The 7,584-nt window shown below is 73.2% G+C and carries 7 protein-coding genes; 5 read left to right on the forward strand and 2 right to left on the reverse strand.

Annotated elements, in window-relative coordinates; all coding sequences use genetic code 11:
- Positions 1–164: 164 nt before the first annotated feature.
- From ACFWEP_RS28470 to ACFWEP_RS28490, 5 genes are all read left to right on the forward strand, one after another.
- Entirely contained in the window at positions 165–1,430 is a 1,266-nt protein-coding gene (locus ACFWEP_RS28470) for a sensor histidine kinase (RefSeq protein ID WP_387374197.1), read from the forward strand.
- A complete protein-coding gene (locus ACFWEP_RS28475; protein WP_387374199.1) occupies positions 1,415–2,083 on the forward strand; it encodes a LuxR C-terminal-related transcriptional regulator in 669 nt (222 codons plus the stop codon). Before ACFWEP_RS28470 ends, ACFWEP_RS28475 begins: the two co-directional genes overlap by 16 nt.
- A 66-nt stretch (positions 2,084–2,149) precedes the next feature.
- Positions 2,150–3,055, forward strand: a complete 906-nt coding sequence (locus ACFWEP_RS28480) for a metal-dependent hydrolase (RefSeq protein WP_387374201.1) — start codon at positions 2,150–2,152, stop codon at positions 3,053–3,055.
- Positions 3,056–3,063: 8 nt separating this feature from the next.
- Complete coding sequence (locus tag ACFWEP_RS28485; RefSeq protein ID WP_387374207.1) at positions 3,064–4,155, forward strand: PDR/VanB family oxidoreductase; 1,092 nt, start codon at positions 3,064–3,066, stop codon at positions 4,153–4,155.
- A 49-nt stretch (positions 4,156–4,204) separates the two neighbouring features.
- Entirely contained in the window at positions 4,205–4,927 is a 723-nt protein-coding gene (locus ACFWEP_RS28490; RefSeq protein WP_387374203.1) for a TetR/AcrR family transcriptional regulator, read from the forward strand.
- 36 nt (positions 4,928–4,963) lie between these two features.
- Here the strand turns inward: ACFWEP_RS28490 and ACFWEP_RS28495 are convergent, their stop codons facing one another.
- On the reverse strand, positions 4,964–5,314 hold the full coding sequence (locus ACFWEP_RS28495) for a 5-carboxymethyl-2-hydroxymuconate Delta-isomerase (RefSeq protein ID WP_387374205.1): 351 nt from the start codon (positions 5,312–5,314) through the stop codon (positions 4,964–4,966).
- A gap of 146 nt (positions 5,315–5,460) precedes the next feature.
- Positions 5,461–7,530 (reverse strand): ATP-binding protein, encoded by a 2,070-nt coding sequence (locus tag ACFWEP_RS28500; RefSeq protein ID WP_387374209.1) that lies wholly within the window; start codon positions 7,528–7,530, stop codon positions 5,461–5,463.
- Between the last annotated feature and the right edge of the window lie 54 nt (positions 7,531–7,584).

Here is a 7,584-nt window from a genome sequence, read left to right on the forward strand (position 1 = left end):
ACGGGGCCTTACCGCTGTCCGGGGTGGTGCCAGGTACACCCCCGGCAGGGGTGCGTACCGGCTGTTGCGCACGCCGTCCCCCGGGCGAGACTTGCTGCCGTACGGGGTGCCGGGGAACCACGCGGCGGTGCCCGGTCGGGGCGGGACGAAGGAGTCGAGGGGCAATGAGCAGGACGATCAGCCGTTTCAGAGGAGCGACTCGGGCCGCGGGACGCGGGCTGGCACTGGCGGTGGCGGGTCTGCCCGGCTCGCTCGTCCTTTTCGTCGCGACGGTGCTCTCCGTCGCCTTCATCCTGCTCGGGGTCGGGTTCCTCACCACTCCGTACGTGCTGGAGCAGGTCCGCCGGCACGCGAACCGGCGCAGGCTCCTCGCGGCGGCCTGGTCCGACGTGCGGATACCGGTCCCGTACCGGCCCCTCCCCAAAGGCCTGCGCACCGGCTTCGCCGGGCAGGTGGAGCGCACCCTCCTGATGCTGAAGGACCCGGCGACCCGGCGGGACGTCCAGTGGCTGTTCACCGACATGACCGCGGGCTTCGTGCTGGCGATCGTTCCGGCCACGCTGCTGATCTGGTGGCTGGAGGGTGCGGTCCTCGTCGCCGGCCTGTGGCACGTCTTCCGCGACGACCCCTACTGGTACGGCTTCGTCCCCGTGGACAGCCGGGCCACCGCGGTCGCGGCGCTCGCACTGGGCCTGTTCGTCTTCCACGTCGGTCTGTGGGCGGCGAAGCCGATGCTGCGGCTGAACTTCGTGCTGGCCCGCGCGGTCCTCTCGCCCACCCCCGAGGAGCTGGCCCGCCGCATCGAGCGGCTGACGGAGACACGGCACGAGGCGGTGGACTCGGCGGCCACGGAACTGCGGCGCATCGAACGGGACCTGCACGACGGGGCGCAGGCCCGGCTGGTCGCCATGGGGATGAGCCTCGGGGCGATCGAGGCACTGATCGAGAAGGACCCGGAGCAGGCGAAGCGGATGCTGGCGGCGGCCCGGACGTCCTCGGCCGAGGCCCTCACCGAACTGCGCGACCTCGTCCGGGGCATCCATCCGCCGGTGCTCGCCGAACGGGGCCTCGGGGACGCGGTGAAGGCCCTGGTCATGCGGATGCCCCTGGAGTCCGAGGTGTCGGTGGATCTGCCGGGGCGGCCGGAGGCGCCGGTGGAGTCGGCCGCCTACTTCGCGGTGAGCGAGGCGCTGACGAACGTGGCGAAGCATGCGGGCGCCGACCGTGTCTGGGTGGACGTCCACCACGCGGACGGGATGCTCAGGGTCTCGGTGACGGACGACGGCCGGGGCGGGGCGTTCACCGGCGGTGGTTCGGGGCTGAGCGGGATCGAACGGCGGCTCGGTACATTCGACGGCGTCCTGGCCGTCAGCAGTCCTGTCGGCGGCCCCACGCTGGTGACCCTGGAGATCCCTTGCGCGTTGTCCTAGCCGAAGACCTCTTCCTGCTCCGCGACGGGCTGGTCCGGCTGCTGGAGGCGTACGACTTCGAGGTCGTGGCCGCGGTCGCGACCGGCCCCGAGCTGACCAGGGCCCTGGCCGAGGAGCGGCCGGACGTCGCGGTCGTCGACGTCCGGCTGCCGCCGTCCCTCACCGACGAAGGGCTCCAGTGCGCGCTGGCGGCCCGCAGGGAGCGCCCGGGACTGCCGGTTCTCGTCCTCTCCCAGCACGTGGAGCACTTGTACGCGCGGGAGTTGCTGGCGGACGGGAACGGCGGCATCGGCTATCTGCTGAAGGACCGGGTCTTCGACGCGGACCAGTTCACCGACGCGGTGCGCCGGGTCGCGGCCGGAGGCACGGCGATGGACCCCCAGGTGATCTCCCAACTGCTCTCGCGGCGGTCCCGGGACGAGCCGATGGGCGGACTGACCCCTCGCGAGCGGGAGGTCATGGAGCTGATGGCGCAGGGCCGTACGAACGCGGCCATCGCCGCACAACTGGCGGTCACCGAACGGGCCGTCGCCAAGCACACCTCGAACATCTTCCAGAAGCTGGGGCTGGCCCCGTCCGACGACGACAACCGCCGGGTCCTCGCGGTGCTCGCCTATCTGGACCGGGGGGAGCGGGCCGGCCGGCCGGCGTGACGACAGGTCCGAGGAAGAGCACGCACGCCTCTGTTCCCGCGCCGTACCCATCAGTACATTGACAGCATGTCCAACAAGCAGCCGGCGGCGGCCCCTTCGGAGCGGACGCCGCTCAAGCCCCGCAACGTCGCGTTCGACTGGGAGCACACCCCGCTGCACTGGGTGCCCGGCGACCCGTTCGCCGCCCACACGATCAACGTCCTCCATCTGCTGCTTCCGGCCGGGGAACGCTGGTTCATCCACGTGTACCGGCAGGTGCTGCCGTACATCCGCGACGAACGGCTCCGCGAGGACGTCATCGGGTTCATCGGCCAGGAGGCCGTGCACTCGCAGGCGCACGACGACGTGCTGCCGCACCTGAAGCGGCTGGGGATCGACCCGACGCCCTACACCGCGCAGGTGGACTGGTTCTTCGAGAAGCTGCTCGGTGACCGGACCCTGCCGCCCGGGCGTGCGCGGGAGTGGTGGCTCATGGAGCGGGTCGCGACGATAGCGGCGATCGAGCACTACACGGCGTTCCTCGGCGACTGGATACTCAACGCCGACGCCCTCGACCGGCTCGGCGCCGATCCCACGATGCTGGACCTGCTGCGCTGGCACGGCGCCGAGGAGGTCGAGCACCGCTCGGTGGCCTTCGAGGTGTTCTGCCACGTGGACGGCGGCTACCGGCGCCGGGTGCGCACCTGGGCGACGGCCTTCTCCGCACTGGTCTTCCTCTGGCAGCGCGGGGTCCGCTTCTTCGTGGCGAACGACCCGGGGCTGCCCGGCGGCCGGGCGTCGCTCCGGGAGTTCCACGCCGGCGGCAGGCGGGGCACGCTGCCTCCGGCCGGAGACATCCTGCGGTCGGTCCCGGACTACCTGAGCCGCCGTTACCACCCCTCGCGGACCGGCAGCACCGCCCAAGCCGTCGACTACCTCGCCCGCTCGCCCGCGGCGCTCGCCGCCGAGGCCCGTACGACGGGAACCCACTGACCATGCCCATGCCCCTGCCCCGCACGCGCACCGCACTGCTGGTCACCGGCGCCGGTGCCGGAGCCGCCCTGCTCGCCCGGCGCGCGCTGCGCAAGCGCGTCGCCGCCTCCCCGCTCTGGCCGATGCCCGCCCTGGAGGAGCCCACCTCCGGGAGGTCGGTGCGCGGTGCCACCACCACCCGGCGGCTGCTGATCACCGGGCGGAGCTCGCCCGCCGAGGGGGTCGTCCAGCTCCGGCTGGAGGGACCCGGGCTGCCCCGCTGGGAGCCGGGTGCCCACATCGATCTGGTGCTGCCCTCCGGCGCGGTCCGGCAGTACAGCCTCTGCGGCGACCCCTCGGACCAGGGGACGTACACGGTGGCGGTCCGGCTGGACGAGGACGGCCGCGGCGGCTCGCGGGAGGCGCACGCGCAGTTGCACGAGGGCGAGGAGGTCGGCGTCCGGGGGCCCCGCAACCGCTTCCCGCTGGTCGGCGCGGACGGCTATCTCTTCGTCGTGGGCGGCATCGGCATCACCCCGGTCCTACCGATGCTGCGGGCGGTCGCCGCGTCCGGCGCGCCCTGGCGACTGCTGTACGGGGGCCGCTCACGGGCCACCCTGCCCTTCCTCGACGAGATCGAGAAGCTCGGCGCGGACGGGGACCGGGTGACGGTCGTCCCGCAGGACACCTCGGGGCACCCGGACGTGGCCGCGGCGCTCGCCGGCCTCGCGCCGGGGACGGCCGTGTACGTGTGCGGCCCCGGGCCCCTGATGGACGCGGTCGCCGCCGCCCTGCCGGAGGGCTGCACCCTGCATCTGGAGCGGTTCGCCGCCGGGGCTCCGGGCGGCGACGCGGATGCCGGAGCCTTCGAAGTCGAGTTGCGGCGCTCGGAGCGGACCGTGTCCGTGGCGGCCGGGCAGTCGGTGCTGGCGGCCGTGCGCGAGGAGCTGCCCCATGTCTCGTACTCCTGCGAGCAGGGCTTCTGCGGCACCTGCCAACAGCGGGTCCTGGAAGGCGAGATCGACCACCGGGACGAGTTGCTGACCGACGCGGAGCGCGCCGACTCGATGCTGATCTGCGTCTCCCGGTGCCGGAGCGGGCGGCTGGTCCTCGATCTGTAGGTCGGCGGGCCGGTCCCGCCGCCCGCCGCCCCCCGGTTAGGCTGTTCGCATGACCACCGGGGTGCGGCGCCGCATGGGCGTCGACGAGCGCAGACAGCAGTTGATCGGCGTCGCACTGGAGTTGTTCAGCAGCCGCTCCCCCGACGAAGTGTCGATCGACGAGATAGCCGCCGCCGCGGGCATCTCCCGCCCGCTCGTCTACCACTACTTCCCCGGCAAGCAGAATCTGTACGAGGCCGCGCTGCGCAGGGCCGCCGACGAGCTGGCGGAACGCTTCCTGGAGCCGCACGAAGGCCCCCTGGGAACACGCCTGTTGCGGGTGATGGTCCGGTTCTTCGACTTCGTGGAGGACCACGGGCCCGGCTTCTCCGCACTCATGCGGGGCGGCCCGGCGGCCGGTTCCTCCACCACCAACGCGATGATCGACGGGGTGCGGCAGGCCGCGTACGAGCAGATAGTCGCCCACCTCGGAGTCGAGGTCCCCTCCGCCCGGCTGGAGTTGGTGGTACGCACCTGGGTGTCGCTCGCCGAGGCGACGGCGCTGCTCTGGCTGGACGGCAAGCGCGTTCCCCGCGCCGAGCTGGAGCTCCAGCTGGTGCACGACTTCGCGGCGCTGGCCGCCGTGAGCGCCGCGTACGACGCGGAGTTGGCCGGCATCGTGCTGCGGGTCCTCGAACAGGAGCCGTCGGACGGCCCCTTCGGCGAACTGCTCACCCGGCTGGGCACGCTGACCGCCGGAGCGCCCGCCGTCCCCCCGCAGCGGCTGCCCTGACCGGCGAGGCGCGGAGGGACGGGCCGGACCGGGCGATCAGTTCCTGCGGTACGAGAGGTCGAGGTCGCGGGTCTCGACCGAGGCGTCGACGCGGACTCCGTCGGCCGGCTTGAGGTGCTCGTCGAGCAGCGCGAGGACGGACTCGGTGAGCTGCGCCCGGACCTCGGGGGTACGTCCGGGCTGGATGGCGATGACGACGTGGACGACCGAACCGTCGACGGCCCCCTCCCCGACCAGCGTCTCGTCGACCTGGCGGAGTCTGGTCTTGCAGGCCGCGGTCGAGGTGGTGATCGTCCGGGCGATCAGGGGGTGCAGTTCGGCGGCGAATCCCCGGCGGTCGAAGGCGTCTTCGAGTCCGGCGGAGTAGTCGATGGTGATGTGGGGCATCAGGAGCTCCCGTTGCGGGTGGCGCGGGCATTGTCGTCGCCCACCTTGACGGGCCGCGCCCGGGCCGCACAAGCGTGTCTCATCCCCCCGCCCCGTTCCCCGGGCGGCCGGGGAAGTCTCCGCCCCCGCGCCCGTAGCGGTACGGGTCAGATCCGGGACTCGTTCCAGAGCGCCGCCGCGAGTCCGGCCTCGGCGGTGTCGGTCCGGCCCCGCTCGAAGGCTCGCTGGTAGGCGAGGTCGCCGACGGCCTCCCGGGCCTGCCGCTCCCAGGTCTCGCGCACCGGGGTGACGTCGGGGGTGCCGCGCTGCGGGTGCCCGACCATCCGCCAGTACACCTGCCCGGTGCCGTAGACCCGTGCGGCGCGCGTGCCCTGGCCCTGGGCGGCGATGGCGGAGGCGAGGATGTCGAGGCCGAGGGCGATGCCGAAGCTGTCGCGCAGCCGGTGCTTGCCCTGGAGCATGGTGCGGGCGTGTGCCGCCGCGACGTCCGGGCGGCCCTGGAGCAGCGCGATCAGGGCGAGTTGGTAGTCGGCGTACGAACGGGTCCAGTGTTCGTCGTGCTCCTCGCAGGCGGCCCTGAGCGCGGCGGCGGCCTCGGCGGCCTCGTCGAGCCGGCCCAGACCGCTCAGGGCGAAGACCGTGATGAGGTGGCAGCGCAGCCGGTAGGCCGACTCGACGGGTCTCGCCCCGGTCAGGCGCAGGGCGCGTCCGGCGGCCTCCAGGGCGGTCCGCGGCTCGCTCCTCATGATGTGGGTGAGCCCGGTCAGGTAGGTCGAGTTGAGGATTCCCTCGTCGTCGCCGACAGTCTCCGCGTACGCCGTGCATTCGGCGCCGAGCCGCTCGGCGACCTCGAAGTCGCCCTGGAGCAGGGCCGCGACGCCCATGACCCAGAGCAGCCGGGTGCGGTCGGGGCCGTCGAGCGGGCCGCCTCGCAGGGCGCGCCGGGCGTAGCTCCGGGCGGCGGTCAGGTGGCCGCAGCAGCTCCAGAAGAAGCCGATGCGTCCGGCCATCTCCTGGGCGGCGCGGATGTCGTGGACGAGGAGGTGGTCGAGGGCGGCGCAGAGGTCGAGGTGGCTGTCGGAGACCTTGTGGTACCAGGCGACCTGGTCGCGGCCGGTCCATCCGGAGTGGGCGCGGCGGGCCAGGCCGAGGAACCGGGCGGCGTGCCGGCGGGCGGCGCCGGCCACCTCCTCCTCCCCGAGTTCGATGAGCCACATCCGGCCGTACTCGCGCAGGGTGTCGAGCATGTGGTGGCGTTCCCCGTCGCGCTTGACGACGGACTTGGCGACGAGTCCGCGCAGCGCCTCGGTCACCGCGTCGGGGTCGAGGGGGCCGCCTGCGCAGACCTCCCGGGCGGCCTCTTCGTCGAAGTCGCCGCGCAGCGGGGTGAGTCGGGCCCACAGGAGGCGTTCCAGGGGAGTGCAGAGCTCGTGGCTCCAGCCGATGGTGGTGAGGAGGGCGCGGTGGCGGCGGGGGCGCTGGGAGTCGTCGCTGAGGACGTCCAGGCGGGAGCCGAGCCGGTCGGCGATCTGGCGCAGGGTGTGGCGCCGGGCGGAGGCCGCGGCCAGTTCCAGCGCGAGCGGGAGTCCTTCGAGGCGGCGGCAGATCTCTTCGGCGGCCTTGGTGTCGTCCGGGCGCCGGAAGGTGATGCCGGGGGCCGAGACGCGTACCCGGTCGCGGAAGAGGGTGAGGGCGTCGCTCTCGCCGTCGTAGGGCAGTGGGGGGACTTCCACGATGTTCTCGCCGCGGACGCCGAGGGGCTGCCTGCTGGTGGCGACGACGGTCAGGCCGGGGGCGATGGTGAGGAGTTCGCCGAGGAGGTGCGCGGTGGGTGCGCGCAGGTGTTCGCAGGAGTCGAGGACGAGCAGCATGTTCTTGTCCGCGAGCCATTCGCAGAGCGCGTCCACGGGCATCCGCAGGGCGTGGTCGGCGAGGCCGACGGCGTCGGAGACGGTGGGCAGCAGCAGGTCGTCGCCGTAGAGGGGGGAGAGGTCGGCCCACCGGACGCCGTCCTGGTAGCGATGGCCGACGAGGTGGGTGGCGCGGCGGGCGAGGCGGGACTTGCCGACGCCGCCGGGGCCGACGAGCGTGGTCATGCGGTGCGGGGTGAGCCGGTGCCCGACGAGGTGATACGGCGTCAGAGCCGATTCGAGGCGCAGGAGTTCCACGCCGCGGCCGATGAAGCTGGTCGTCTCCTCGGGCAGGTTTCCCACGATCGTCATCATCACCGTCCGGCGAGCTCGGGCCTGGTGCGCCGGCCGGCCGGAGGG

Source organism: Streptomyces sp. NPDC060198 (assembly GCF_042728415.1).
Classification (GTDB): domain Bacteria; phylum Actinomycetota; class Actinomycetes; order Streptomycetales; family Streptomycetaceae; genus Streptomyces.